The following is a 24,831-nucleotide window of genomic DNA, read 5'->3' on the forward strand; positions in this document are numbered from 1 at the left end:
ATCAGTGGAAAATTTGCACGTATTTGCTGCTTGACCCACGTCTGGACCTACAACGTCGTGCTGGACTGAACCACCCAGCGGCCGATGACATCCGCTGGATTGGAGTGGGCAACCAGCGCTGTGACGTCCTTGAGAGTGATTCTTTCCTGCGCATGCAGGGCCAGCGCCAACGCCTCCTCAGTCGCGCTGATTTTCTTCCGTACAACCAAAGAAGCAAGGACGCTTCTCACCATACCGTCGGCATCCGTGGGCGGTTCAAAGGAGACCTGAGCCGCGCGAGGAAGCTTTGCTGTCGCCTTTTCGGATCCTGACACCACACGTGCGACATCTGGGAGCGGGTAATCCTCCGGTGCACGCAAAATGGTGGTCAACATAGCCGGAAAGCCCCGAACCTTAGTACCCCGGGCCAAGGCATACTCAAAGCGGGTCACAGCATCTTCAATTCGGGTTCGTCCAAATTCTGCAGCCAAGGTTCGGGCCCGGGCTAAACCAAAGCCACGTTTGGTGAGCATCGCGACCAGATCTGCAGGTGGAGCGGGCAGGCGCAACGGATTGAACACATACTCGATTTCACAAGCTTTTCCTCGGCCCTCATACACAACTTCCTTTAAAAAGCCGCGCGCCTTGAGGTCGTCGTGAGCCTTACTGAGATTGCGCTTAATACCTGCAACATTCATATTTTCATATCCCAGAAACTCAGCCCAACTGTAGATGGGCAACTTTACAGCTTGGACCGGTTGCTTCATATCTTCAAAGTTCCTGACTTCTTCAAGAATGCGGTAAAGGCTTCTCGAAAGAATGCTGCCCAGGCTTTGATACAACTCAATGTCAAAAGAACGCGTATATCCTGATCGAATAGTATCGATCAAGGTATACGGTAACTGAATTCTGATCTGTGTATCGCCGTCTAAGATAACACTGTCACCATCTAATAGACCTGCCTTGCCCACATCAGCTAACAGGTGAAAGGTTACTTCACCTCCGCGACCTCTTTTCTTTTGATTGGGATTAAACCACCCCTGAGTAATTTTATACTTCGCGTTTTGCATTCTCAAAAGAGATTCAGCCAAAATCTTGTAGTTTTGACCGCCATCACTAAGGCCTACTAGTGACAACAGACGGTAACCAGTTGAAATTACTGCTCCACTTTCAGGCATTCCCTGTTCAGTGAACAAAGTAATGAAAGCAGCAATGACGTCATTGTCAACGCCATGTGGGACTGTATACCCATTGTTCATTTGGCATGAAATAGAAGTCGTCATCCCAAAAATACTGTCACTCACAATCTCACGTTTGAAACTGGTGCGATCAGGTTGAACATTTTGCACCGCCAGGACCAACCCCAATTGCAGCAAATTGCGCTCGTACTGAATTCGCGTTACTGTCGCGCTCTTCCGAGGAACCAGGGTCATACCTTCAGTGTACTCACGTGGGACGGGTAGTGGCCAGCGATGACGTCGGTTCCAACGAAGGGGTCTGGCTGATCAGGAACCGGATGGAGTTGACGGGGAACAATGCTTGCCTCACTGGGATGATGATCATCATGTAGTAAAAAAGCTTTAAAAAGAAATGATGATCATCATCAAGCGATAGTGGTATTCGACGTCTAGATCGACGTTTTTACCAAGAACTCTGCGAACTTCCGGTACAAACTCTGCGAACTTCCGGGAATTCGAAGCCAGAACTCTGCGAACTTCCGGGAGACAGGCTTCCAAAACTCTGCGAACTTCCGGTACAAACTCTGCGAACTTCCGGGCCCTTAAAATACAAACTCTGCGAACTTCCGGGAATTCGAAGCCAGAACTCTGCGAACTTCCGGGAGTCAAGCTTCTAAAACTCTGCGAACTTCCGGTATGAACTCTGCGAACTTCCGGGTGTTTAAAGCCAGAACTCTGCGAACTTCCGGGAGTCGAAGTTTCAGCTGATTCGCCATACTGACGTGAGCTTCCCGCCTCGGTCGGTTCAGCCCAGTTGCAAAATGCGTACGTCCGTCCGCCTGTTTCAGGCGGACGGACTCATTCGGTGAGCGGTCATCTAAGGAACTGTGCGGACGAACTTGGTTGTCGTCCTGATGCCAGCGGCCAAAATCAGGCGAGCCTAGGCCAAACTCTGGAACCAGTGGAGGTTGAGATATCCGTCCCGAATCCAGCCAGTAACTTCAGGGAAGTAACACTGGTTCTATTGATCTCGGCTGAAGTAAAAGACGATAGATTGTGTGGGTGACCGACCATTGGCGACCCTCGCACCTTACGCGAGCTCAACTTGAAGAACGTCGACTGCACTTCCTCCAGCTGCTCGAGACCCAGCAGCATAGTTCCAAAGAGCTGGCTGAGTTCCTAGGGGTCTCGATGAGTACCCTCCGCACTTGGAGACAACGCCTGCGGCAGCAGGGGTCAGACGCCCTGCAGGCCACCGTCACTACGGGGAGAGCGCCGGCGCTCTCCCCAGAGCAACGGGAGACGCTGAAGCGCCTCCTCAACGAAGGGGCGCAGGTTCACGGCTTCCCGGACGTGAGTTGGACGACGCTCCGGGTCAGGGACGTCATCGGTCGTCAGTTCAACATCTGGCATCATCGCGATCACGTCCGCAGAATCTTGCACCAGCTAGGTTTTTCTCGTCAGAAACCCGATAAACGCGCTCTGGAACAGAACCCAGAAGCCGTGGCGACTTGGATCCAAACCACGGTTCCGGAACTGAAAAAAAAGTAGCTGCGGGCGCGACTTTAGTCTTTCTCGACGAAGTGGGGTTCAGTTTGAAAGGCACCGTGAAGCAGACGTGGGCTCTGCGTGGGCAGACTCGGTGGTCTTCGCCAAAGCCAGTTGGGACAAGGTGTCCACCCTAGGGGCGATCACCAGTGCCGGCCAGTTTCTGCAGCACACGCAGCAGGGGGCCTTCACAGGCCCCCAGGTAATTCGCTTCTTTCAACACCTCTTGACGCACATTCCAGGCGATCTCCTGGTGGTGTTGGACAATGCCAGCATCCATAAAACGAAGGCCGTCACGGCCTTCGTTGCTGCTGAAACACGGCTGTCCTTGTCGTATCTGCCGCCATACGCTCCGGAACTGAATCCTATTGAACTCGTCTGGGCCTACGTGAAGCGCAATATTTTAGGCAATTTCTGCGCGCAAACCTTGAAGGTGTTGAAGGCACGACTCCGGGTCGGTTGGCAGCGCGTTCGATATATCCGGCTGCCAAAACAGCTGCTTCATAGCTACCTTCCGTCGTAAACTTCAGCCGAGATCAATAGGCCAGATGAAGAGCATTCTTGCTCCGGAAGATCAGTTTCACCGCAGAAATTTCGACCATTACTTCAGGTATTGTTGCGAAACGTACCCTTTCTGACCTTGCCACTTCACCTGGCACCAGCCATTCCCACAGCCGATCAGTCCAACTGTGGTTCCGTTGGTCAGGGTCGCCAGTTTGGCGGATGTGGTTGAGGGTCCAGCCCGCAGATTGAGACTGGTCGTCGTGCGCCGAGTGGCACCCGAGGTCGGCGGAGCGGCGGCACGAACAACAGTGCGTACGGGAGCCTGAGCCGTAGGACAACCCGAGGTGTAGCCCAGGTCTCCGCAGACGTACGAGCCGGAATCGCTCGGACACGAGTGCCAGCGGTGGCAGCCGTCTCGGTGGGCTTGAGCAGGCGCGAGGAAACCGAACAACAGCGCGGCAGCCGCCGCCAGCAAGGCACGTTGTGGCATAGCTTTAGCGTGACAGATGAGCGGTTCCTCCGTGGCCGCACGTGCGGAGGCATCACTTGAGACGCCCTTCACGTTGAACAGCTGTGTTCATTCACCGCTCACACGGCTGCCGCGGGGCATATCCGCCCCTAAAGAGACGTGGGGCAGCCCTCGCTCCTGTTGCAGATCCGCCCGGCGGCTGAAGATCTGCACTTAGCCAGAAAAGCGCTCTGGCTCGGCTCCTCAATCCCACCTATCTTCAGCTGCTTCCCTGGCAATTCTTGAGCTCCCGTGCGCCGTCGTCATGACCAACCCAGCGAATTGGACAGCGGACGGGACGGCAACGATCCAAAGGGTGGCCCCCGGTCACCTCGTTCGGGCTAAATGGCTCTAGGATGAGGTGTGGGGGGCCCGTCACCGATTGAACGGCAGCAACGCTGGATGCTCACGGGTGTGATGGTGCTCGCTGTTCTGACGGAGGCGGGTGTAGCCTTCCTCCTGGCTCACGATCCCCAACACGCGGACCGCCTCCGTTCCGTCCTGATCGGTCTCGCCGTCACCCTTGTCCTGACAATCCTCACAATCTCCGGAAACCTGCGTCCGGCACACCTTCAGCGCCTTACCGTGCTCTTGGCTGCCGTCTGGATGCTGACGAATGTGCACAACGTGATCGTCACTCACCGGCCCGTGACCTCCGGCATGCTGCTCCACACCGTGATGCTGGCCCTGCTGGCATTCTCGTGGCTGCCCGCACGCCCGGCCATCGCAACCGTCGTCTTAACCTTCGTGGCATTGTGCTGGAGCGCCTCCTTCTCCACCGCACCGGACTATGCAGGCCTGATCCTCCTGGGGTTTTCGCTGGTGCTGACTTGGTACCTGACCCGGCATGGGCAGGAGGTGACCTCCGAGCGCGGGCGCAACGCTCAGCTGCGGAAGTTGGCGGCCACCGACTCGCTGACGGGCTTACTCAACCGACGTGCTGGCGTGGCGCACTTGGAGGCGATGAGTGTCACGTGGGCGGATCAACCGGAATATCTGAGCGTGCTGATGCTCGACCTGGATCACTTCAAGCAGATCAACGACTCGATGGGCCACGCCCGAGGAGATGATGTCTTGGTCGCTGTCGCTCGTCTCTTGAGTGAGGTGACGCAGCCTGAAGATGTGTTGATCCGGTGGGGAGGTGAAGAATTTCTGATCGTCTTGATGGGAGACAACGCCATGCAATCGCGGGAAACAGGCCGGCGCATTCTGGAGGCAGTTTGTCGCCTGCGTCTTCCGGATTGTCCGCCCTTGTCCCTGAGCGGAGGCCTAGCCTTCTTAAGTGAGGCCAAGGATGTCAGAACCCTGGTCACGCTCGCCGATGACCGGCTGTATCAGGCCAAAGCAGCCGGACGCGATCAGTTGGTCTGAACAGCGCCCAGGCCTGACTGCGTCCTCCGGGCGGGGGCTGAAGGTGGGCGAACTGCATCCACACGAGAGGCTGTCAGGTGCCGCACTGTTTGCTGTCGCCCTTATTTCGAGGCTTCACCAGGTGCCCTATTTTAGTTGGGAGCGATTTCCGAAACTCAATCACCTCCCGCATGTTCTCCGCCCTGCCAAGCCCTGAAGGCCGTTGCTATCGGGGCCAATGCCGCCTGCGACTGATTACCCATGGCCGCTGTCTATCAAGCGGAGGGCTGGGATCAGTCCATTAAGAGATACTCTGTGCCCGCCCCAGCCGACGGAGAACTTCCCCCATGCCTAAAGACAAGATTCCGACCCATCACCAAACCCATCCATCCGACCTCGCCACCATTGAAGCCCTGAAGCTGGAAGGCCTGCAACCTGCTGATGGACAAACCGTAGCTGCCCTCTTCAAGCTCCGTATGGGCGACCGCGAACACCTCAGCGGCCTGTACCGGCGCTCGGAGGCCGTGGCGTTGCAAGTCAAAGAGCAGTCCCGTATGACCCAATCGGACTGAAGTCGGAGCCAATGAATGTCACCCACGGCGGATGATGAGCACCCGTGCGTGGGCCTTCTCATTCGCTGCGTATTGGGGTTGCTGTGGTGCATTAATCAGGGACAGCATTACTGGTCCACCGGCTTCAATCGTCCCTTGACCACCTCAAGGGCCTCGGGATTTTCCAGGCTGCTCAGGTCACCGCTCACTTCACCCGTCACCAGCAGGTCGCGCAGGAGGCGCCGCATGATCTTCCCACTGCGGGTTCGCGGCACGGTCGGCGTGATGATCACCCGCGCGGTCCGTGCCAGCGCACCCACGCCCCGAACAATCGCCTCGGCCAGTTCCGCCTCCAGCGTGGCCGACGGCGGGGTGTCCCCGCGCAGCACCACGAACGCGACTGGCACCGAGCCCTTGATCTCGTCCGGTTGCGCGACCACCGCCGCCTCACTGACCAACGGGTGGGTGATCAGCGCCGCTTCCAATTCCATCGTGCCGATGCGGTGTCCAGCCACGTTCATCACGTCGTCCAGCCGTCCCGTGACCCACAGTTGCCCGTCCCCGTCCAGCAGGGCGGCGTCCGAGGTCGCGTAAGCCCCCGGAACATCCGAAAGGTAGGTCTGCACGTAACGGCCGTGGTCCTCCCAGACTGTGCGTGCCAGACTCGGAAACGGCTCGGTGAGAGTCAGCGCACCGAGTTCGCTGGGCGCCGTCGTCACGCACCACGCGGGCCCGGTAGCCGGGCAGGAGATGGCCGCAGCTGCCCGGGCGGGTGGGGGTCAGGCCGACCATGCTGCTGAACCAGGCCGTCCCTGTCTCGGTCTGCCCGTACGTATTGTTCACGAACACTTGCCCGTCCCCGAGCTGCTGCTGGGTCCAGTGCCAGGTCTCCGGGTCCAGAGGCTCACCCACCAGGCCGATCAGCTCCAGGCGGGTCAGGTCATGTCCAGCCAGGAACTCGTCTCCCGCCCGCCGCAGCATCCGCAGGACAGTCGGAGCCGTGAACACCTTGGTGACCCGGTACTTCTCCAGCAGCTCGTAGGGCCGGGCCGGAGTGGGCGTGTCGATGGCGCCCTCGTAGATGACTTGGGTGGCCCCGTGTGCCAGTCCCCCCACCAGCGCGAAGATCGGGAAGGTCAACCAGCCCACGTCCGCCTTTCGGAAGGTTCACGCGCTGGCCTCCATTGCTGCCTAGGCCTGATCCAAAGCGGCTTTGACGGCTGGACTAACAGCCAGCCTGAAGGAAAGGGCATTGCCTTGTCGCCCCATGTGGGCAAGGTCTTGGCCCACCAGTTTGTTGAGAATGATCTTCAGCCTCTCCCGGCTGATGGGCGCGCTTGACTTTCGCGCTCGCCACTGAATTTCACTGACGGTCTGCTCTTCCAATGAGAGGCACAGCAGCACGCGATTTGTCAGAGGAGATTGCTTGCCCGTCATGCGCTGGCCTCCATCGCTGCCCACGCTTCATCAAGCGCCAGGTCAACGGCTGGCCCGACTGCCAAGCGGAAGTAGAGGGCATGGCCTCGCTGTTCCCTGTGGGCAAGCTTTTGCCTTACCAATTTCTTGAGAATGCCCTTGAGCGTATCCCGGTCAATGGGTTTGCCCGTCTTCAACACACGGTCGTCAATGTAGTTGATCTCCTGAGCCTCTAACGAGAGACACAACAATACCCGACTTGTCAGGGGAGATTGCTTGCCTGTCATAGCTTGCCCTGCACTTCCGCCCATGCTTCATCAAGCGCCGCTTCGACGGCTGGCCCCACAGCCAAACGGTAGGAGAGAACCTTCCCTTGATACTCCACATGGGCAAGGTCTTGGCTGACAAGTTTCTTAAGAATTGTATTCAGCGTGTCGTGGTTCATCGGCCCGCCTGACTTCAGCACTCGGTCTTCAATCTCACTGACGCGCTGGCCCTCCATGGAGAGACAGCAGCACCCGGCTTTTTAAGGGCGCTCGCTTGCCCGTTATCCTTCTGCCTTGGACTGCGAGCGTTCGCTATCGAAGTGAGTGTAAATCAAGGTGTCGTGTCTCAGTAGCTGACACTCTGGAATACATAGTAGACCTCCTGGTTCTGTCAAGTTAAGTGTTCAGTAACTCATGTCACTTTATTTTTTAAGCTAATTACAAATACGTGTAGACTCATTCAGTTTCAGACAAAATTTGTAGGGTACTGGAGGGCTGCTTACCCTTGATCGACTACATCCCTGAACGAGCTTGAACTCATGTTTCACAGAACGTTCGGTCAACTTGACACAACCATCGTCACGGACTTCCCCAGCAAGGCGGCGCTGCACCTTGTCAAGAATTTCCAACCCGTCTTACTCGTCCTGTCGGCTGCCCAGCCGTTCGTCGAAAGCAGTGGCGGTACTGGCACGCACCTCATCCAGTGTCGTCTCCGGCATCAGATCGGTGAGGGTGAGCCTTCCCTCCCGAAATTCAAACACGGCCTTGTCAGTAATAATCATATCTACCGCGCCTGAAGTCGTGAGCGGCAAGGTACAGCGGGGCACGATTTTGGGCGTGCCGTCGGGGTCGGTGTGGACCATCAGGATGATCAGCCGTTTGGCTCCACTGGCCAAGTCCATTGCGCCGCCCACGCCCAGCAGCGGTTTCCCCGGTACGGCCCAGTTCGCCAAGTTGGCCGCCGCGTCGACCTGAAGGCCGCCCATGACTGCCACGTCTACGTGCCCGCCCCGAATCATGCCAAAGCTCTCGGTACTGTCAAAATAGCTGGCCCCCGGCAGTGCCGTCACGGGAATTTTGCCCGCGTTGACAGGGTAAGCCATCGCCCCACCGCCCTGTGGAGCCGGGCCGACACCCAGCATGCCGTTCTCGGTGTGCAAGTTGAGATTCATGTCGGGCGTGATCAGATCGGCCACTAGAGTTGGGATGCCGATGCCGAGATTCACGACATCGCCGGCCCGCAGCTCTTGGAGGGCGCGCCGGGCCATGCGGATTCTCGCTTCGTCCACCCGTTTGGCCCCACTGTTCACGTCGGCGCTGCTGCCCAGACTTTCCAGCGTGAGAGAGGCCTGCACCAGGTAATCCACGTACAGTCCGGGCGTGTGAACATGTTCCGGCGCGATCTCGCCCACCTCGACAATTTCCTCGACTTCCGCCACAACGATCCCTGCGGCGGTGGCCATGGCCCGGTTGAAATTCTGCTCAGTAAGGCGGTATTGCAGGTTGCCTGCGGTATCGGCCCGCCACGCCCGAATAAAGGCTACATTGCCGCGCAGGGCAGGCACAAACACCATGTCGCGTCCATTCAGCACCTTGGTTTCAGCGTCTCCAGCGATCAGGGTTCCGGCGGCGGTGGGGGTGTAAAAGCCGCCCAGTCCGGCCCCGCCGGCCCGAATCGCTTCAGCCAGTGTGCCCTGCGGCATCAATTCCACTTCTAGCGTGCCCGCTTGATGGGCCTTCACCGCTTCCGGATTGGAGGTGAAATACGATCCGATGGCCTTTTTCAGTTGTCCGTTGCGGAGCAGTAACCCCCCGCTGAGGCCCGGCTCGGACACGTTGTTGGCAATGTATGTCAGGTCGCCTGTCCCTAGTTCGGCCAGCGCATGAACGAGATGCACGGGGTTCCCAGTCATGCCGAAACCGCCCACCAAGAGTCGGTCTCCGGATTTCACGAGGGCCGCCGCTTCGGGAGCGGAGATGATCGGCACGCGCTTCATGCTTGCACCCGCTCGATCAGGGCCGCCTCGCCTTGACCGACGCCCACGCACAAGGTCGCGAGGCCGTATCGCCCGCCCCGCGCCTCCAGTTCGTGCGTGAGGGCCACCACCAACCGCGCTCCGCTCATGCCGAGGGGATGCCCCAGCGCAATTCCGCCGCCGTTCACGTTCACCCGCTCCCCATCCAGCCTCAATTCTTGGATACAGGCCAACGCTTGAGCTGCAAACGCTTCGTTGAGTTCGATCAGGTCGATGTCGTTCAGGTCTACCCTGGTACGCTCCAACAGTTTGCGGGTGGCGGGAATTGGTCCCAATCCCATCACGCGGGGATCCACGCCTGCCGAAGCCGCACCCACCCAGCGGGCCAGCGGCGTGAGGCCCAGTTCCCGCGCCTTGCCCGCGCTCATCAGCACCACCGCCGCCCCACCGTCGTTCAGACCACTGGCGTTACCGGCCGTGACCGTGCCGCCCTTGCGAAACGCGGGCTTGAGTCCGGCGAGGGTAGCCGCGTCGGTGGCGAGCGTGAAGTTGTCTCCATCACGCTTATACCTGGGATGCTCGTCGGTATCGAAGACCGTCACGCCCTTCTTGCCCTTCACTTCAATGGGCACGATCTGGCTTTTGAACGCCCCCGAATTCAGCGCAGCCACCGTGCGCCGCTGCGATTCCAGCGCGAAGGCATCCTGATCGGTGCGGGTAATTTCTCTGCCTACATGGGCATCTTCCCGGCTGCGTTCCACGATGTTTTCGGCGGTTTCGCCCATCGCCTCCAGCGGAAACAGGGCCTCCATCGCCGGATTCGGAAAGCGCCAGCCGAGGGTAGAATCGAACACAGTCACGTTGCCATTGGCAAACGCTTGTGAACCCTTGAGCATCACCAGCGGTGCACGGGTCATGCTTTCCACGCCACCTGCTACGTACACGTCGCCGTCACCATTGCGGATGGCGCGGGCCGCGGTATTGATCGCACTCAGGCCCGACGCACACAGCCGGTTTACGGTCAGGCCCGCCACCGACTCGGGCAGACCCGCCAACAATGCGGCCATTCTCGCCACGTTGCGGTTGTCTTCGCCCGCCTGATTGGCACAGCCCAAGATCACTTCTTCGATCTGGGCGGGGTCAATTCCAGCCTGCTGCACGGCGGCCCGGATCACGCTGGCGGCGAGGTCGTCGGGCCGGACAGTCGATAAACTGCCGCGAATGGCCCCGATGGGCGACCGCACGGCAGACACGATGACCACATCACGGTTAGACAAAGGAGTGTGTAGCGGTGAAGATGCGGTCATGGCGTTCTCCTGTGCCGGGCGTCCGCGAGGCCGAGCAATCTGTCGATCAGCGCGTCGTTGACGCCCAGATAGTGGTCTTCGTGTAAGGCAGCCCAGTCTAACGGTGCGTTGGTGCAAAGCCGCAGGGCCTCGGCCAACGGCTGTCCGTCTTGGCGGGCCAGGGCCACGGCGCGGCGCACGGTGGCTTTCGCCTCAGCTTGTCCCACGTGCGCCGCCAGCGCAAACGTCAGGGCTTCGGCCATCATCAGACCGCCCGATGCCTGCACGTTGGCGCGCATCCGGGCAGCGTCGACCTGAAGGTCTTGGGTCAGCAGCACCGTGCGGTCGACTGCTCCTGCCGTGAGTCCCAACATTTGCGGCAAGGTCAACCATTCGAGTTGCCAACCGTGCGTGCCGCGTTCGTGTTCTTGCAAGGCCGCCTGATGCAGCCCCGACAGCAGCGCGGCATTGGCCCGGGCCGCCGCCACGATTAGCTCCGACCCGATGGGATTGCTCTTCTGAGGCATGGTGCTCGAACCCCCGCCCCCGCCGCCCCCGCGCACCTCATCAACTTCACTTTGGGCCAGCAAGATCAAGTCTTGGGCGGCCTTGCCCAGCGTGCCGGTCAGCAGCGAGAGCCAGCCCCCCAGTTCTGCTAGTGTATCGCGACTTGTGTGCCAGGGCAGGGGCGCTTCGCCCAAGCCCAATTCCCGGGCCAGCGCCGCCGACACCCGGAGGCCGTCGTTCCCCAGCGCAGCCAGCGTGCCTGCTGCGCCGCCGCACTGCACCACCAACAGCCGGGGCCGAAGTTGATGCAGGCGCTCAAGGTGCCGCAGCAGCGGCGCGAGCCAACCGGCCACCTTTAAGCCGAAGGTGATGGGCAGGGCGTGCTGGCTGTGGGTGCGCCCGGCCATCAAGGTGCGGCGGTGCATGTCCGACAGGTGCGCCAGCAGTTGCACCACGACGTGCACATTGCCTTCAATCAGATGCAGGGCGTCCCGCAGTTGCAGCACCAGCGCGGTATCCATAATGTCTTGGGTGGTGGCCCCGAAGTGCAGGGCCTCAGCGGCGGCAGCGGGTAGCTGCTCGCGCAACTGGGCCAGCAGCGCAATCACTGGAAAGCCGTCCTGCGCCGTGCCGAGTTGCAGGCGCTCCCAGTCGGGCACAAAGCAGCGTGAGAGGTCAGTGATGGCCTGCGCTGCATCCAGCGGAATCAGTCCCAAGTCGGCTTGGGCGCGGGCCAACGCCGCCTCGACCGCGACCAAGCGAGCAATGTGCGCCTCATCGGAAAAGAGGCGCTGCATCGGCGCGGAGGTAAACAGCGGACGGTACAGCCCGGAGTCCAGCGGAGTAAAGCTCATGTGGCCCTGAAGACGGGTTCGGGTGGCCGCGCCCTCAATCCCCGCCCTCTCAGACCCAGAGGCTCAATACACATTGAAAAACACCGTTTCGCCCTCGCCCTGCAACCGAATGTCCAAGCGGTACAGCGGGCCGCCCGGCACGTCTTCGCGCACGGCGATCAGGGTGCCGCGCCGCTGGAGAGGCAAGCTGAGCAGCAGCGGATCGGCAGCGTTGTCTTCATCGCTGAAATACACCCGCGTCACGAGGTGGGTCAGCAGCCCCCGCAAGCCCAGCCACACGTCCAGATGGGGAGCCTGCCCAGCTCTGGGCACTGGTTTGACCGTGTGGAAGCGCCAGAAGCCGCCGTCTTGGCGGGTGTCGCTGCGGCCAAAGCCCGTGAGCACCGTCTCGTCCACCCGTTGTCCAGCCAAGTCTGCTTGCCACACGTCCAGCAGAGCGTCGGGGACGGGAAGGCCGTCTGCGTCCAGCACGCGGCCAGTCAGGGTCAGGCGTTCGCTGGGGTACAACGCAGTGCCGGGAACCAACTGCTGGTCACCCGGAAACCTGCTTTGCTCGCCGTGCTGAACCAGCCCTTGATGAAAGTACGGCCCCACCGTCTGGCTCGGAGACGGCCCAAACAAGCGGGCGGGAATGTTGGAGCCTTCGGGGCGCAGCGGCGCTCTGGCTGGGTGCGGCTCAGTCATGGTCAGGCTCCTCGAGGGGCGTCTGTGCGTCGCCGCCCAGCACGATATCGAAGCGGTAGCCCAGCGCCCAGTGCGGCTGCGTCAGGCTCAGATCAAAGCGGCTGATCAGGCGTTGGCGGCCTTTTTCATCCGGCACGCCCTGATAGATCGGGTCGTAGGCCAGCAGCGGATCGCCGGGAAAATACATCTGGGTCACGAGACGCTGAGTGAAATTGCGTCCAAACACGCTGAAATGAATGTGTGCGGGCCGCCAAGCATTGGCATGATTGCGCCACGGATACGCGCCGGGCCGCAGGGTCAGCAATTCGTATTCGCCCTGATCATCGGTGAGCATCCGCGCCGTTCCCGTAAAGTTGGGATCAAGCGGCGCAGTGTGTTGGTCGCCGGTGTGGATGTAGCGCCCCGCCGCGTTGGCCTGCCACGTTTCCAGCAGCGCTCCGCGAATAGGCCGCCCGCTGCTGTCGAGCAGCCGCCCACGCACCAGAATCCGCTCTCCGATCGGCTCACCGTTGATGCGGGCATTGCGGGTGGTGTCGTGGTCGTCGGGTCGCAGGCGGCCCGCGCCGAACACCGGGCCGCCGGGGTCGCGCAGGGCGGCGGGCAGCGGCATCAGCAGCTCGTGCGGCGCACGCTTGACACTGCTGGCATACGCCGGATACAGGTGCAGCGGGTGAACGCTGACGTGCTCAGGGGACGTGGGCCGGGATTCGCGGGGGGTCATGGGTCGCTCCTATAGGCGGGGGCAGTGTCGGGGGAGGTACCTTCGGCCAGCACGCGCTTGGCAATGGCGAAGGCACGGTTGGCCACGGGCACGCCTGCATACACGGCCACCTGCAAAAACACTTCACGCAGGTCGTCGGGGGTCACACCGGTATTGCGGGCAGCGCGGATGTGCAGTTCCAGTTCGTGTTCGCGGGGTAGGGCCGTGAGCACCGCCAGCGTCAGCAGATGCCGGGTCTTGAGATCGAGGTGGCCCCGCGCCCAAGGGCCGCCCCAAGCAAAGGCTGTAATAAACGCCTGAAAATCGCGGTCGAGGTCGGTGGCGGCGGCGGTGGCCCGGTCAACGTGGGCGTCTCCCAGCACGCGGCGGCGAAGGCTCTGGCCGTCCAGAGTGTCTCCGGAGGCGGCTTGGGGCAGGGTTGCCAAAAACTGCCGAAGATGACTGGTCACGCTCTGCGGCTGCTCGACGCTGGGTATGTGTGCCGCACCGGGAATCAGGTGAAAAGGTGCGCCCAGTGCCTCCGCCAGCGCCCGGCCCAGTTCGGGGGGCGTCGAGCGGTCATGTTCGCCGCACAGCACTACGGCTGGTACGGTCAGGCGGGCGGTCTGCTGGCCCAGATCGGCGTCTCGTAGGGCCGCGCAGGTTCCGGCGTAACCGTGTGGTGACGTGCGCGACAACATGTTCAAGTAGCCGCGTGCCTCGGCGGGCCGGGTTTCAAAAAAGGCGGGCGTAAACCAACGCGACAGGGCGTCGGGCGCGATCCGGGCCAAATCCCCCGCCTCTGCCGCCGCGATTCGGGCGTTCCAGAGGGCAGCCTCTCCGATCTTGGTGCCAGTGCCCACCAACACCAGACCTTCTACCCGTGCCGGATACCGGGCGGCGAATTCCTGCGCGATCATGCCGCCCACCGACACCCCCACCAGCACGGCCCGCCTGACCCCGCAGGCGCCCAGCAGGGCCGCCAAATCTTCGGCGTGGTCGCGCAGCGTGTAGGGGCCGGGTGGCGCGTCCGACAGGCCGTGCCCGCGCTGGTCGTACTGAAGGACGCGGCAGGAATCTGACAGGGCCGCCGCCACCGCGTCCCAGATGCGGGCGTCGCTGCCCAAAGAGTTCAGGAAGACGAGGGTTCTGGAAGCGTGAGGCGCGCCCGTTCGCCGGACGTGAAGCGTGACGCCGTTGACCGTAACGAAGGCAGCGGGAAAAGTGGACGCAGGGGAATCAGGCATACGCAGGGGGCCTCGCAGAAAGGAGCGGCCTCTGGGGCAGAGGCAGGGCAGCGGAGTTGATGGCCCTACCATAGTCAGCCCGGGGCTCCAGTAAAAGGCAGGTGTTCGCCACGGACGAACAGACGCTTGGTGCGGGTCTCCCGGACTGCTAGCGTGGCGGCATCCGCTGACCGCATCCCTGAGCCGTCTCTGATCCGAATTCCGCTGCCCCTGGAGGCCCGCATGTCCGCTTTGCCCACCATCCTGATACTCAATGGCCCAAACCTGAACCTGCTGGGCCTGCGCGAGCCGCATATCTACGGCCACGACACATTGGCCGATGTGGGCCGCGACTGTGCCGAGCTGGGCCGCACGCTGGGGCTGCACACCGACCTGCGCCAAACCAATGCCGAACACCACCTTATTGACCTGATTCATGAACACCGCACCAGCACCGCCGGACTGATCATCAATCCTGGTGGGCTGACCCATACCTCGGTGGCCCTGATGGACGCGCTGGGGGCATATCCGCCGCCCATCATCGAGGTGCATATCTCGAATATTCACCGCCGCGAGAGCTTCCGGCACCATTCCTATGTCTCGCTGGTGGCCGACGGCGTAATTGCGGGCTGCGGCACGCAGGGCTACCGGTTGGCGCTCCAGCGCTTGGCCGTCTTGATCGCGTGAACCGTGCGTCTGGTGCGGCGTCCGGCGTGGCCCGCACGGCTCAGGCGTCCTCGCTGCGCGGCGTGGCACTCTACGCGTTGGCCCTGCTGATTTTTGCCTGTCAGGACGGCTTGGCCCGCCATCTGGTGCAGTCGCATTCTCCGGCGGTGGTCGCGGCGGTGCGCTTTTGCACGCAACTGTTGCTGCTCAGCGTGCTGCTGCCTGCATCGGTACGTGCCGCGCCTGCAAGTGAAGAGGGGAGGGCGGCTGGCAGTGGCGTTGCGAATCAGGCCCGCTTGATTTTGCTGCGTTCCTTGTGCTTGGCTTGCCTCACGGTGGTCATAATGGGCGCGTATGCCCGCCTGCCGCTGGCCGAAGCCACAGCAATTTCCTTTCTGGGCCCGCTGTTGGTCACGGTGTTGTCGGTGCCTCTCCTCAAGGAGAAACCTGGAGTGCTGCGCTGGTTGGGCACGCTGGGCGGCTTTTGCGGGCTGCTGCTGATTGTGCGTCCCGGCGGGCAACTGGACGTTTTGGGCGTGGGGCTGGCACTGTTGGCCGCCGTGCTGAACGCCGCCTACCAGTTGTTATCGCGTTGGCTTCAGGGGGTGCCGCCCCTGCATCTGCTGTACAAGTCGGCAGTGGTGGGCACGGTGGTCGGCTCTCTGGCCGCGGCGCTGGCCTATCAGGGTGGCCCATTGGGCGCAACCGACTTGGCGCTGATGGCCGTACTGGGCGTTACCAGCGGTAGCGGTCACTATCTGCTGACAGTGGCATTCCGGTACACCGACGCCTCCTTGCTGGCTCCGCTGACCTACTTGCAACTGGTGTTCGCCGTGGCGGTAGGCTGGCTGATGTTTCGCCAATTTCCCGACGGCGTGGGTCTACTGGGCATGGCGCTGATCTGTGTCTCTGGCCTGCTGGCCGTGCTGGACGGACGCCGGAAAGCCGACCTGACTTAATCAGGCTGGGCTGACTAACGGCAGGGCCCAGCTGCAGCGGGCCTGTGAATCACCACTGATTCTGCACCTCAGCGGTGAACACTGCCTGCCCGTGTGTCCAGAGCTCTACTGCTCTTGCCCGCTCTCACCGGCCTCTACCAGTTCCCGGCGCAGGTGGCTGCGGCGCAGGGTGGTGCGGCCACCCACCGAGTGCCAGTACAGGCCGTCTTCGGTGTTCAGGTCGGCGTCATATCCGATGCGCCGTGAGGTGGCGGCGGTGGCGGCCCGCAGATGCTCGATCATGCCTGCTTTGCGCCGCTGCAACCGCCGGGTCGGAATGGACAGGCTCATGGCCGCGATCACCTCTCCGTTGGGATTACGGATGGGCGCGGCGATGCTGCACACTCCCAGCGCCCGTTCCTCAATGGCCAGCGCGTATCCCCGCTGGCGGGTGTGCGCCAAATCCGAGAGCAGTTCGTCTTGACTGGTGATGGTATTGGGCGTGTATGGCTGCAGCAATCCGCCGTGATACAGCTGCGTAATTTCGCTCGCTGGACGGTACGCCAGAATAATTTTCCCCAGCGCGGTGGCGTGTGGGGGCAAGATGCCGCCAATCGGGGTATTAACCAGCGGGGCGTGCCCTTCGACCTTGTCGATGCAAATGGCCTGACCGCCGTCGTAGGCAGCCAAATGCACCGGTTCGCCCACCACTTCGGCCAGCCGGGTCATTTCTTCGCGGGCAATGCGCCGCCAGGGGGTATGAGAGAGCAGCACCGTGTTCAGCGCCATCACCTGAAAGCCCAGGCGGTAGCGCCCGGTCACGAAGCGGTGCAGCAGGCCGATGCGCGTCAGGGCCGTCAGCAGGGCATGGACACTGCTTTTGGACATCCCCAGATGACGGGCTGCCTGCGTCACGCCTATTTCAGGCGTATCAACCGTAAACAGCTCCAGCACCCGCCCGATGTTCTCCACCGAATGCACACTGCGCGACTCACTGGGCACGGCGGCCCCTGAAACTTCTAGCCATACACGCCGTTGGTCATATCATGCTCTGGCCTGCCCCACCTTCACGCTCCGCTTGGCCTCCGGCATGGTCTAAAGCGCGGCGAGCCATCAGCGCGTTCATCCTCACCGACGCGTTGGCCGCCCCATAACCCAGGTAGCCGTCACGCTGCACGACTTCAAAGAAAAAGCGGTCATCGAAGGTATGGGTGTACAGCTGCCGGAATTCGCCGGACGCGTCTTGATCGTACAGGAGGTGCAGGCCGCGCAGGATATCCAGATCACGCGGCGGCAACAGGTACCGCACATCCAGATCATCGTAATAGTTGTCGGGAATTTCTAAGAGTTCGGCTGCGGCGGCGTCAAGCGCGGTCACGGTCTGGGGGAGGTCGGCGGTGGTAAACGCGATGTGGTGGACGCCCGCGCCCGACAGCGCATTCACGAAGCGGCCCGTCGCCGTGCGGCGGCTCTCAGAAATATTGAGCGGAAAGCTGATTCGGCGGTTGGGGCTGACCATCGCCCGGCTGCTGACCAAGCCGTAGGGATCAGGAATCTCGTGGAGCGGTTCGGGTTCGAGGCCAAAGACCGTGCGGTAAAATAAAATGAAGCTGCCGAGGCGGTCGGGCGGCAACGCCTGCGCCACATGGTCAATGCCGAGCAGTCCTGCGCCTGCACTTGGCCCCTCCCCCCCGCTTGCCGCACCCAAATCCTCATCGCTCCCCGCCACTGGAGCCGTCAGGTGGAAGTCGGTGTGGTACAGGCGGGCGGCCAGCGCCTCATCCACAAACGAGAACAGCATCCCGTTGGGCGCGCGCAACGCGGGGAGTGGCGACTCACCCTGTCCGGTGCGCTCTTCCCACTCGTTGCACAGTAGGGCGCGGGCACGGTCAAGGGCGCGGGGCACATCGTCGACCCGCAGACCGATAGCGCACACCGAGGGGCCATGCACCTGAAAAAAGTCGGCGGCGTGGCTGTCGGGTTCGCTGTTGAGGGTCAGCAAAATATCGCCCTGCCCGTAGAGGGTCACGGCCTTGGAGCGGTGAACGCCGCGCTGCTCAAAGCCCAGGGCACGCAGTCGGCGGCCCAGTCCCGGCGCACTGTTGGCGTCAACAGCAAATTCTAAAAACTCGTAACCGCCAAAGTTGGGGGGCGCCGGCAGAGTGGTGGCTCCCGCCTCTGCCTCCACCCACAGCAGCGAGCGCAGCCCGTCGTGCGCGATCAGGTACGCCGACGCCGCCCGGAATTCATCATTGAAAATCTCCAATGACAGGGGGCCACTGTACCCGGTCCGTACCAGTTCGCGGGTAAATCCAACCACATCAAGGTCACCTTGACCGGGAAAATTGCGGTAGTGGCGGCTCCAAGACAAGACGTCCATGCTTTTGTGCGGGCTGTCGGCCAACTGCACAAAAAACAGTTTATCGGCGGGCACAGTGCTGTGCAGGCCCGCCAAAGAATCCCCCACCGCCAGCGTATGAAACGAGTCCAAGATCAGACCCAGCGCCGGATGATCGGCCTGCTGCACGATGTCCCAGGCTTGCCGCCAGCGGTTGACGTGCCGCCCCCACGCCAGCGCCTCATAGCCCACGAGCAGGCCCCGCGCCTGAGCACGTTCGGCCATCGCGTGCAGGTCGGCGGCGGCGCGCTCAGGATCATTCAAGGCCTGCGCCTGCACGTTACTGCACACCAAAATCTGCGGCGCACCCAACTCCAGCATGACGTCGAATTTGCGCTCGGCTCGCTCCAGATTGCGGGCGCGGTAAGACTCCGGCATGGCCTCGAAGTCGCGGAAGGGCTGAAAGAGCGTGATATCCAGCCCCAGATCGGCGGCCATCCGGCGCACCTCGGCGGGCGGGCCGCTGTGGTTCAGGAGATCGTGTTCAAAAATTTCTACGCCGTCATAGCCGGTCGCCGCCGCGGCCTGCATCTTTTCCAGCAAAGTGCCGCTCAGGGACACGGTGGCGATGGACTTTTGAAAGGGGCCGCGCTGGGCGGCAACGGCGCTCATCGGGCGGCTCCGAATTGTGGTGCGGTCAGCTGCTCGAAGTGGGCCAGCATCCGCTCTAAATCCGGGGTAAAGCCGCTAAACAGTTCGAAGGCGCGTGCTGCCTGAAACACCACCATAAAGCCGCCGTGAACCGTCGCGCAGCCTCGGGCGCGGGCCAGCCGCAACAATTCAGTTTCCAGCGGCACGTACACCACCTCGGCCACCCACTGTTCAGCCCGCAGGTACTCGGCGGGCAGCGGCAAGCCCGGATGGGCGGCCATGCCGGTCGGAGTGGCGTGAATCAGTCCATCGGCCTCGGTCATGGCCCGCTCCAGATCGCCTCCTGCCTCCACCTGCTGCCCCGGAAACTGGGTCTGAAAGCGCTCTGCCAACACTTCGGCCCGGCCCGGCTCCTGATCGAACAAGGTCAGTCGCGCCAGCCCCAAACCGAGCGCCGCGTGTGCCACCGCCGCGCCCGCCCCGCCCGCTCCCAACTGCACCGCGTGCCCCAACCGCGCCCCCGGCAGGCCGCGCCGAAACCCTTGGGCAAAGCCCCAGCCGTCGGTGTTATGCCCAGTGGTTTGACCATCCCGGAACACCACGGTGTTTACGGCTCCCAGCGCTTCGGCTTCGGGCGACAGGGCGTCCAGATGCGCTATGACGCACTGCTTGCAGGGGTGGGTGATGTTCAGGCCGCTGAATCCGGCGAGCTGTGCGGCCCGCAGCAACTCTGGCAAGGCGTCCGGCGTCAGCTGCAAGCTGTCCAGATCGAACAGGCGGTACAAGGCACGCAGACCGTGAGCGTCGGCTTCCCCCTCGTGCAGCGCGGGGGACAGGGACCGCTGGATGCCGCTACCGATCAGTCCGGTCAACAGGCGGGAGTTGGAGGCGTGAGCGGTAACAGTGGAGAGAGCGGTAGACATACAGGGCACCTCACGGATAGGCCACGCAGCGCGGGGCAGTCGGAACGATAACGGGACGACGCCAGCAGCCCACGCTAGGCCGCCAGGGGCCAGGTCAGGCCAAATGGGGATTGCCTGTACCGTACCAGAGGCCTACCGCTACACACAGCCCAACGTTCGGTCTACGCGAACACCTGCTGACCACACCTCTTCTGTGGCCCGCCGAAAGACCTGAACCTCAGCGGTTAGGCGCTCAGCATTTGCTGAAGTAGGGTCGCTTGCCCGCGCAGCAGCGGCAACAGCTGGCCCTGCAGATCATTTTCACTGCCGTGGCCGACCGGCAGCGTGGCGCTGAGCGCGGCCACCACTTGGCCCGAAGTGTTGCGGAGCGGCACCGAAATCGAACGCAGACCCGACTCGAGTCCTTCGGCATTCAGCGCGTAGCCCGCGGCGCGGGTGCGGTCTACGGCGGCCCGCACGTCGTCCGGGTGGGTCAGTGTGCGGGGCGTGTGCGGCATGAGCACCGTCATCTGGAGGTAACGCTCCAGTTCATCGGATGGAAATTCGGCCAACAAAATATGCCCCAGCGACGTGCAGTACAGCGGCAAGCGGCTGCCCACGCCGAGGTCAGTAGAATTAAAGCGTTGGGCGCTGGCCCGCGCCACGATCACCGCTTCGTCGCCGTCCAAAATGCAGGCGGAGCACGACGCGCCCGACTGCTCGCTGAGATGCACCAGCGCGGGCTGAACGATCATCGGCAGCGATGTAGACGACAAATAGGCGTAGCCGAGGGTCAGAATTTTGGGAGTGAGCGTAAAGAACTTGCCGTCCCACGCGACGTAGCCGAGGTGGTGCAGCGTCAGCAGGCAGCGGCGGGCGGTGGCGCGGGTCAGGTTCGTCTGGGCAGCGACTTCGGTGAGGGTCATGCGCTGGTGACGGGCATCAAAGGCCCGAATCACCTGAAGGCCGCGGGTCAGCGCCTGAATGGTTTCGCCTGACCGTTCATCGAGACTCGGCTTGGCCACAACAACTGAAGCTGGGGTCATGATGCTTTCAATCTTAACAGTTTGTGCGCCTTGCGAACAGGGATATGCACAGTGAACAAATCATTGACAAGAGTGGTCAAGTGGAATTATAGTGCGCCTACCGATATTCAGTTCGCAGTGCGTACAGCGCACCCCACAACCTCAGCCGCTTTGGAACTCCGGTTTCCGGCGCACTGTACCCCTGCACGCTTCTCAGGAGGTCTTATGAACCGCATTGCCCTTACCTTTGTGCTTGCTTTTGCTGGTGTGGCCGCTGCCCAGAGCTTTCCCACCAAGGCGCTGAACTTTACCGTGCCGTGGAGTCCCGGCGGCTCGGCTGACCTCACCTCGCGGGCTTTGGCTTCGGCCATGAGCAAGCCTCTCGGTGAAAATGTGACCGTGATCAGCCGCACGGGTGGCGGTGGGGCCATCGGCCACCTTGCCATCTCTCAGGCCCGTCCTACTGGCTACGACATCGGCATGGGCACGCTGGAAATGGTCATTCCGTCTTGGAGCAAAACCTCGGGCCTGACCATCGACAACTTTACGCCAATCAGCTTGATCAGCATCAATCCGGCGGCCATCACAGTGGCCAAAAATTCACCCTTTAAGACCATCGGTGAATTGGTCACCTTCCTGAAAGCCAACCCCGGCAAACTGAAGGCGTCGGGCACGGCCAAAGGCGGCAGTTGGGACATGGCCCGCGCAGGCTTCCTGAAAACCGTTGGTCTGAAAAACGCGGCCATGCCTTGGGTGCCCGCGCAGGGCAGCGCCGCCGCCATTCAGGAACTGTTGGCTGGGGGCGTCGACGTGATCACCGTAAGCGTGGCCGAAGTGAACAACCTGCTGAAAAGCGGCGAAGTCCGGACGTTGGCGGTCATGGCGGACAAGCGCCTGAGTGACCACAAGACGGTGCCGACCCTCAAGGAAAGCGGCATCAACTGGTCGTTCGGCTCGTTCCTGTCGGTGGTAGGGCCGCGCCGCTTGTCGGGAGACGTGGTGACGAAAATAGACGCCTCCATCAAGGCGGGCATGCAAGAAGAAGAGTTCAAGAAGTTTATGACCAACGCGGGCTTCGGCATGAACTACAAGAACCCCGCCCAGTTCCGGGTGTTCCTCACCCAGCAGGCGGCCAAGATGCGCGAGGTGCAGGACTTTATCGACTCCGAATAAGCTGCCCTGCCCAGCGGGGAGTGTCCGCCCATGTGCAGACGCTCCCCGCTGGCTTCTATGTGGCCCTGCGCTGCAGGCCTTTCCTCTTTGCGCTGTTGAGCTTACCGAGGTTGCTATGGAACAAGAACATCCCGGCTGGGAACTGGGCCTCAGTATTTTTCTGATCCTGATCGGCATTGCCGTGTGGGTCTTGACTGCCGCCTTTCCGCCCCTTGACGACGGAGCCCCCGGCCCGGCCCTGTTCCCCCGCGTGATCGGCGGCGGCCTGGTTGTGGGCGGCGGCCTCTTGGCTTGGTCGGCCATTAAAGACCTACGGGGGCGCATTCCCACCCTGCCCTTCTTGGCGTCGCGGGCCGGGCTGCTCAAGGTGTTCGCCACCATTGCCATCGGAGCCGCCGTGCCGTTCCTGCTGCCCTACATCACGTTGGTGGGCGGCGCAGCAGTGGCGGCCTGCCTCTTTACGCTCTTGATCGGCGGCGACGTGCCGCGCTCGCTCGGCGTCGGCGTGGTCACGGCATTGATAGTCTACGGCGTCTTCGGCAAATTGCTGGGAGTGCCCCTCACATGAACAATCTCCTGAGTTGGGAATCCTTTGCGGCGCTGGTGTTGGGCAGCCTGTTTGGGGCCGTGTTCGGCTCTATTCCCGGTCTGACCGCAACATTGGCCCTGAGTCTATTTGTACCGCTGGCCTTGTTTCTTGATCCCAGTTTGGTGCTGCCTGCGGTCATCGGCATTTCTACGGCGGCTATTTTTGCGGGAGACATCGGTTCTATTACGGTCAAGATTCCGGGCACGGCGGCCAGCGCCGCGTACAGCGACGAAATCAACCGCATGGGCAAAGGCAGTATCGCGTTTGCCATGGGCGTCGCTACTTTGCCTTCAGCGGTGGGGGCGATGGTCGGCGTGCTGATCTTGATGGCCGGGGCGGGCGTGCTGGCGCAGTTCGCCAAGCAGTTTTCCAGCTTCGAGTACTTTTGGTTAGCGGTGCTGGGATTGGTGGCCGGTATCTTCGCTACGCAGGGCAAGCTGATCAAGGGGGCGCTGTCGCTGGGCATCGGCGTCCTGATTTCCACCATCGGCCTTGACCCCACCCTCGGCTTTGCCCGCTTCTCTTTTGGCAATCCGAACTTACTAAGCGGCCTGAATTACGTGGTGGCTTTGATCGGTCTGTTTGGCATTGCCGAACTGCTAGAGCAGGCGTACAAAGGCGTGTTGAAAACAGAAGCGGTGGTCACCACCACTGAACTGCGTGCCCAACGCCGCAATCTTCAGCACGATTACTGGGTGCGGCCCACCCGCTTGATGCTGCGGGAGAAAGGAGCCATGACCCGCGCTTCTCTGGTAGGCACGGCGGTCGGCTTTTTGCCAGGAGCAGGCTCAGACTTAGCGGCATGGTTGTCCAGCAGCTTGGAGCGGGTTCGCAGCCGCAAGGCTCACATGACGCCGGCAGAGGTGGTGCGGCAAGAGGAAGTGGTGGTGCTGGCCGGAACCGCGTCTAACAATGCCGCTGTGGCCGGCGCGTGGATTCCGGCCATGGCGCTCGGCATTCCCGGCGATACCCTGACCGCCATCGTGCTGGGCGTGTTCCTGATCGCCGGCATTACCCCCGGCCCACAGCTGTTCACTGAAAACCGGGGCCTCGTGAATCAGATCTACTTGGCCTTTGCGGTGTCAAGCGTGGTGCTGATGCCGATTATGGGTTTGCTGGCCGCTTACGGCGCGGGGCATATCACCCGCATCCCCTTTAAGTTACTGATGGGGTTCATTTTGGGCCTTACGGTGGTGGGAGCTTACGCCATCAACAACAACCCCTTTGATATTTTCGCCATGTTGATTATTGGCCTGTTCGGCTTTGCCCTTAAACGCGGCGGTTTTCCGCTGGCGCAAGTGGTGTTGGGCTTAGTGCTGGGGCCACTGCTTGAGCAGAATTTCATGGTCAGTGTGATTAAAGTGCAGTGGGACTTGGCGAGCTTCTTCAACCGCCCGGTGGCTCTGGTTTTGATGGTGGCGACCGTATTGGTCATCGCCTTCGGCGTGCGGATGCAGCGGGCCTACACCCGTGATCTGGAAGGCCAGCGCCCCGCAGACCCGGAAAAACTCGAAGCCGTCTGATCCGTACCCTCCTGTCGTGCTCAGCTTTCTCCAGAGCTGGGCACGTTCGCTTGAGGGATGAGCGACTGTCTGGAAAGGGGGAATCCAGAAGAAAGCGCGTTCTACTGGGCGAAAGCGGCGAATCTCCGGATCAGACAACGGATAAACTCGGGCCGTGACTACTCAAAGGCACTGTTGGGAAACTCGGTTCGTCATGGAAAAGGGCGCAACATAGGGCATGTCACGGCTGTGTTGCCTTACCTGGCGTCACGGCAGGCTAAGGGCAGTCCGGTGGCCTTGCCCATCCAAGCATCTGCAAGACTTGCACTCCACCAGCAGCCGTTGATGGACGCTCTCGCGGTGTACCTCACCTTTGCCGGTCTGAGCGCGCTCGGTGTGATGATCGCCCACCTGGTGATTCGTAGCCGCCTGCAGTCCCTCAACCGTGTCGAGCGGCTGACGGCTTGGCCTATCTCGATCCCCTGACGGAGAGCTTCAACCGACGGCGCTCCGA

General features: G+C 61.8%; 22 protein-coding genes and 2 pseudogenes. 9 read left to right on the forward strand and 15 right to left on the reverse strand.

The window, feature by feature from the left end; all coding sequences use genetic code 11:
* Window positions 1-47: 47 nt before the first annotated feature.
* Window positions 48-1,412 (reverse strand): replication initiator protein A, encoded by a 1,365-nt coding sequence (locus M1R55_RS28085; protein WP_249396504.1) that lies wholly within the window; start codon window positions 1,410-1,412, stop codon window positions 48-50.
* A gap of 807 nt (window positions 1,413-2,219) precedes the next feature.
* On the opposite strand from M1R55_RS28085, the pseudogene M1R55_RS28090 reads away from it, so the two are divergent.
* Window positions 2,220-3,228, forward strand: a pseudogene (locus tag M1R55_RS28090) (IS630 family transposase).
* Window positions 3,229-3,306: 78 nt separating this feature from the next.
* Here M1R55_RS28090 and M1R55_RS28095 read toward each other — a convergent pair.
* The gene (locus M1R55_RS28095) at window positions 3,307-3,699 is read right to left on the reverse strand and encodes an SH3 domain-containing protein (protein WP_249396505.1); all 393 of its coding nucleotides are present in this window, start codon (window positions 3,697-3,699) and stop codon (window positions 3,307-3,309) included.
* A 381-nt stretch (window positions 3,700-4,080) separates the two neighbouring features.
* Between M1R55_RS28095 and M1R55_RS28100 the strand changes: the two genes are divergently transcribed.
* Both M1R55_RS28100 and M1R55_RS28105 read left to right on the forward strand, forming a co-directional pair.
* Window positions 4,081-5,088, forward strand: a complete 1,008-nt coding sequence (locus M1R55_RS28100; protein ID WP_249396506.1) for a diguanylate cyclase — start codon at window positions 4,081-4,083, stop codon at window positions 5,086-5,088.
* A gap of 326 nt (window positions 5,089-5,414) precedes the next feature.
* A complete protein-coding gene (locus tag M1R55_RS28105) occupies window positions 5,415-5,639 on the forward strand; it encodes a hypothetical protein (protein ID WP_249396507.1) in 225 nt (74 codons plus the stop codon).
* A 107-nt stretch (window positions 5,640-5,746) separates the two neighbouring features.
* Here the strand turns inward: M1R55_RS28105 and M1R55_RS28110 are convergent.
* From M1R55_RS28110 to pcaD, 9 genes and pseudogenes are all read right to left on the reverse strand, one after another.
* Window positions 5,747-6,773 (reverse strand): annotated as a pseudogene (locus tag M1R55_RS28110) (acyl-CoA synthetase); the annotation flags it as partial.
* 278 nt (window positions 6,774-7,051) lie between these two features.
* Window positions 7,052-7,321, reverse strand: a complete 270-nt coding sequence (locus M1R55_RS28115; protein ID WP_249396508.1) for a hypothetical protein — start codon at window positions 7,319-7,321, stop codon at window positions 7,052-7,054.
* Window positions 7,318-7,479: a hypothetical protein gene (locus tag M1R55_RS28120; RefSeq protein WP_249396509.1), complete on the reverse strand. Its 162-nt coding sequence runs from the start codon at window positions 7,477-7,479 to the stop codon at window positions 7,318-7,320. The genes M1R55_RS28115 and M1R55_RS28120 overlap by 4 nt, the downstream gene beginning before the upstream one ends.
* Before the next feature lie 456 nt (window positions 7,480-7,935).
* Window positions 7,936-9,297, reverse strand: coding sequence for a 3-oxoacid CoA-transferase (locus tag M1R55_RS28125; protein WP_249396510.1), 1,362 nt, complete (start codon window positions 9,295-9,297; stop codon window positions 7,936-7,938).
* Complete coding sequence (locus tag M1R55_RS28130; protein WP_249396511.1) at window positions 9,294-10,583, reverse strand: thiolase family protein; 1,290 nt, start codon at window positions 10,581-10,583, stop codon at window positions 9,294-9,296. The genes M1R55_RS28125 and M1R55_RS28130 overlap by 4 nt, the downstream gene beginning before the upstream one ends.
* Complete coding sequence (gene pcaB / locus M1R55_RS28135; RefSeq protein WP_249396512.1) at window positions 10,580-11,923, reverse strand: 3-carboxy-cis,cis-muconate cycloisomerase; 1,344 nt, start codon at window positions 11,921-11,923, stop codon at window positions 10,580-10,582. Before pcaB ends, M1R55_RS28130 begins: the two co-directional genes overlap by 4 nt.
* Before the next feature lie 63 nt (window positions 11,924-11,986).
* Window positions 11,987-12,607 (reverse strand): protocatechuate 3,4-dioxygenase subunit alpha, encoded by a 621-nt coding sequence (gene pcaG / locus M1R55_RS28140; RefSeq protein WP_249396513.1) that lies wholly within the window; start codon window positions 12,605-12,607, stop codon window positions 11,987-11,989.
* Window positions 12,600-13,328, reverse strand: coding sequence for a protocatechuate 3,4-dioxygenase subunit beta (gene pcaH / locus M1R55_RS28145; protein ID WP_249396514.1), 729 nt, complete (start codon window positions 13,326-13,328; stop codon window positions 12,600-12,602). Before pcaH ends, pcaG begins: the two co-directional genes overlap by 8 nt.
* Complete coding sequence (gene pcaD / locus M1R55_RS28150; RefSeq protein ID WP_249396515.1) at window positions 13,325-14,554, reverse strand: 3-oxoadipate enol-lactonase; 1,230 nt, start codon at window positions 14,552-14,554, stop codon at window positions 13,325-13,327. Before pcaD ends, pcaH begins: the two co-directional genes overlap by 4 nt.
* A 222-nt stretch (window positions 14,555-14,776) precedes the next feature.
* Between pcaD and aroQ the strand changes: the two genes are divergently transcribed.
* The gene (gene aroQ, locus M1R55_RS28155) at window positions 14,777-15,220 is read left to right on the forward strand and encodes a type II 3-dehydroquinate dehydratase (protein ID WP_249396546.1); all 444 of its coding nucleotides are present in this window, start codon (window positions 14,777-14,779) and stop codon (window positions 15,218-15,220) included.
* Window positions 15,217-16,158, forward strand: a complete 942-nt coding sequence (locus M1R55_RS28160) for a DMT family transporter (protein WP_249396516.1) — start codon at window positions 15,217-15,219, stop codon at window positions 16,156-16,158. The genes aroQ and M1R55_RS28160 overlap by 4 nt, the downstream gene beginning before the upstream one ends.
* Before the next feature lie 105 nt (window positions 16,159-16,263).
* Here M1R55_RS28160 and M1R55_RS28165 read toward each other — a convergent pair whose 3' ends face one another.
* The 4 genes from M1R55_RS28165 to M1R55_RS28180 all read right to left on the reverse strand — a co-directional run bounded on the left by M1R55_RS28165 (window position 16,264) and on the right by M1R55_RS28180 (window position 21,074).
* Window positions 16,264-17,139, reverse strand: a complete 876-nt coding sequence (locus tag M1R55_RS28165) for an IclR family transcriptional regulator (RefSeq protein ID WP_249396517.1) — start codon at window positions 17,137-17,139, stop codon at window positions 16,264-16,266.
* 37 nt (window positions 17,140-17,176) lie between these two features.
* A complete protein-coding gene (locus M1R55_RS28170; RefSeq protein WP_249396518.1) occupies window positions 17,177-19,147 on the reverse strand; it encodes a bifunctional sugar phosphate isomerase/epimerase/4-hydroxyphenylpyruvate dioxygenase family protein in 1,971 nt (656 codons plus the stop codon).
* Window positions 19,144-20,049 carry a shikimate dehydrogenase gene (locus tag M1R55_RS28175; protein ID WP_249396519.1) on the reverse strand — a complete coding sequence of 302 codons (906 nt, stop codon included), beginning with the start codon at window positions 20,047-20,049 and terminating at the stop codon, window positions 19,144-19,146. The genes M1R55_RS28170 and M1R55_RS28175 overlap by 4 nt, the downstream gene beginning before the upstream one ends.
* 224 nt (window positions 20,050-20,273) lie before the next feature.
* Window positions 20,274-21,074, reverse strand: a complete 801-nt coding sequence (locus tag M1R55_RS28180; protein ID WP_249396520.1) for an IclR family transcriptional regulator C-terminal domain-containing protein — start codon at window positions 21,072-21,074, stop codon at window positions 20,274-20,276.
* Between the two features lie 204 nt (window positions 21,075-21,278).
* On the opposite strand from M1R55_RS28180, the gene M1R55_RS28185 reads away from it, so the two are divergent.
* The 4 genes from M1R55_RS28185 to M1R55_RS28200 all read left to right on the forward strand — a co-directional run bounded on the left by M1R55_RS28185 (window position 21,279) and on the right by M1R55_RS28200 (window position 24,803).
* Complete coding sequence (locus tag M1R55_RS28185; protein ID WP_249396521.1) at window positions 21,279-22,226, forward strand: tripartite tricarboxylate transporter substrate binding protein; 948 nt, start codon at window positions 21,279-21,281, stop codon at window positions 22,224-22,226.
* A 115-nt stretch (window positions 22,227-22,341) separates the two neighbouring features.
* Window positions 22,342-22,794, forward strand: coding sequence for a tripartite tricarboxylate transporter TctB family protein (locus M1R55_RS28190; protein ID WP_249396522.1), 453 nt, complete (start codon window positions 22,342-22,344; stop codon window positions 22,792-22,794).
* Window positions 22,791-24,338, forward strand: a complete 1,548-nt coding sequence (locus M1R55_RS28195) for a tripartite tricarboxylate transporter permease (protein WP_249396523.1) — start codon at window positions 22,791-22,793, stop codon at window positions 24,336-24,338. The genes M1R55_RS28190 and M1R55_RS28195 overlap by 4 nt, the downstream gene beginning before the upstream one ends.
* A gap of 57 nt (window positions 24,339-24,395) precedes the next feature.
* Window positions 24,396-24,803 carry a hypothetical protein gene (locus tag M1R55_RS28200; RefSeq protein ID WP_249396524.1) on the forward strand — a complete coding sequence of 136 codons (408 nt, stop codon included), beginning with the start codon at window positions 24,396-24,398 and terminating at the stop codon, window positions 24,801-24,803.
* Window positions 24,804-24,831 lie beyond the last annotated feature (28 nt).

The organism is Deinococcus sp. QL22 (assembly GCF_023370075.1).
Classification (GTDB): domain Bacteria; phylum Deinococcota; class Deinococci; order Deinococcales; family Deinococcaceae; genus Deinococcus.

What these genes read in the sequence shown, in the direction of transcription:
- M1R55_RS28115 (WP_249396508.1), bottom strand. Translation starts at nt 7,321, where the DNA reads ATGACAGGCAAGCAATCTCCCCTGACAAGTCGGGTATTGTTGTGTCTC.
- M1R55_RS28185 (WP_249396521.1), top strand. Translation starts at nt 21,279, where the DNA reads ATGAACCGCATTGCCCTTACCTTTGTGCTTGCTTTTGCTGGTGTGGCC.
- M1R55_RS28175 (WP_249396519.1), bottom strand. Translation starts at nt 20,049, where the DNA reads ATGTCTACCGCTCTCTCCACTGTTACCGCTCACGCCTCCAACTCCCGC.
- M1R55_RS28120 (WP_249396509.1), bottom strand. Translation starts at nt 7,479, where the DNA reads ATGAACCACGACACGCTGAATACAATTCTTAAGAAACTTGTCAGCCAA.
- M1R55_RS28095 (WP_249396505.1), bottom strand. Translation starts at nt 3,699, where the DNA reads ATGCCACAACGTGCCTTGCTGGCGGCGGCTGCCGCGCTGTTGTTCGGT.
- M1R55_RS28190 (WP_249396522.1), top strand. Translation starts at nt 22,342, where the DNA reads ATGGAACAAGAACATCCCGGCTGGGAACTGGGCCTCAGTATTTTTCTG.
- pcaB (WP_249396512.1), bottom strand. Translation starts at nt 11,923, where the DNA reads ATGAGCTTTACTCCGCTGGACTCCGGGCTGTACCGTCCGCTGTTTACC.
- aroQ (WP_249396546.1), top strand. Translation starts at nt 14,777, where the DNA reads ATGTCCGCTTTGCCCACCATCCTGATACTCAATGGCCCAAACCTGAAC.
- M1R55_RS28180 (WP_249396520.1), bottom strand. Translation starts at nt 21,074, where the DNA reads ATGACCCCAGCTTCAGTTGTTGTGGCCAAGCCGAGTCTCGATGAACGG.
- M1R55_RS28195 (WP_249396523.1), top strand. Translation starts at nt 22,791, where the DNA reads ATGAACAATCTCCTGAGTTGGGAATCCTTTGCGGCGCTGGTGTTGGGC.
- M1R55_RS28200 (WP_249396524.1), top strand. Translation starts at nt 24,396, where the DNA reads ATGAGCGACTGTCTGGAAAGGGGGAATCCAGAAGAAAGCGCGTTCTAC.
- pcaH (WP_249396514.1), bottom strand. Translation starts at nt 13,328, where the DNA reads ATGACCCCCCGCGAATCCCGGCCCACGTCCCCTGAGCACGTCAGCGTT.
- pcaD (WP_249396515.1), bottom strand. Translation starts at nt 14,554, where the DNA reads ATGCCTGATTCCCCTGCGTCCACTTTTCCCGCTGCCTTCGTTACGGTC.
- M1R55_RS28085 (WP_249396504.1), bottom strand. Translation starts at nt 1,412, where the DNA reads ATGACCCTGGTTCCTCGGAAGAGCGCGACAGTAACGCGAATTCAGTAC.
- M1R55_RS28105 (WP_249396507.1), top strand. Translation starts at nt 5,415, where the DNA reads ATGCCTAAAGACAAGATTCCGACCCATCACCAAACCCATCCATCCGAC.
- pcaG (WP_249396513.1), bottom strand. Translation starts at nt 12,607, where the DNA reads ATGACTGAGCCGCACCCAGCCAGAGCGCCGCTGCGCCCCGAAGGCTCC.
- M1R55_RS28125 (WP_249396510.1), bottom strand. Translation starts at nt 9,297, where the DNA reads ATGAAGCGCGTGCCGATCATCTCCGCTCCCGAAGCGGCGGCCCTCGTG.
- M1R55_RS28130 (WP_249396511.1), bottom strand. Translation starts at nt 10,583, where the DNA reads ATGACCGCATCTTCACCGCTACACACTCCTTTGTCTAACCGTGATGTG.
- M1R55_RS28170 (WP_249396518.1), bottom strand. Translation starts at nt 19,147, where the DNA reads ATGAGCGCCGTTGCCGCCCAGCGCGGCCCCTTTCAAAAGTCCATCGCC.